At 66.5% G+C, this 644-nt stretch carries 1 protein-coding gene; it reads right to left on the bottom strand.

Annotated features, from left to right (window positions below; genetic code table 11):
• Positions 1 to 349 (bottom strand): hypothetical protein (locus D7V88_RS44070; RefSeq protein ID WP_208726781.1); only part of this gene is annotated, 349 nt, incomplete at its 3' end.
• Positions 350 to 644: the final 295 nt, after the last annotated feature.

The following is a 644-nucleotide window of genomic DNA, read 5'->3' as shown; positions in this document are numbered from 1 at the left end:
CCCTGAGGGTGTCGTGTCCAGCTTCGGGAGACACATAGTCCACCCCTTCGGACAGGTCCGCGAGGGCACCTGACGTGCGGGCCCCTACCCTCTCGGCAAGGTACTGGAGGCGACGGGAGGCCGCCTCGGCATCGACGAGGCGATAGCCGCAATCGCAGCGCTCCGGAAGTGAGGGCGCGTCCGGAGGCTCCGCGAGAGGTGAGGACAGCCGGCGAAGGCGGGGCGCGGCGTACGCGCCCAGCGCCAGAAGGAGGACGCCGCCAACGACAAAGGCGCCGACGGCGCCAGGCGCAAAGAGGCGCACGGACACCAGCACGATGGCGGCGGCCACCAGGAATACAAGGCGCACAAAGACAGCACTTGCCATAGCAACCTCCCGCTACAACCCAGAGGGCTCAAAGATATCACAAACACATACAAAATTAAGGCGGAAATTCTTGGGCCCCACTGTCTTGCGTCGGAGGCTTCGCGGTGGACAGGGGCCGTCCCGTGGGCACCCATCGGGAGAAGAAGCACGGCCGACGGCAGTCGTTGTCCGGGCGCCCGGACAACGCGAGGCACACGGGGCAGGAATTGGCGCCACCTCTCACCCGGAATGCAGCCTTACCCCGAAGGGGGGGATGTTCCCAAACCATCCCCCGCGG

This window comes from Corallococcus terminator, from assembly GCF_003611635.1.
Taxonomy (GTDB): Bacteria; Myxococcota; Myxococcia; order Myxococcales; family Myxococcaceae; genus Corallococcus; species Corallococcus terminator.
Note: the sequence above shows the minus strand (reverse complement) of the source record. Positions and strands in the feature narration are given on the sequence as shown.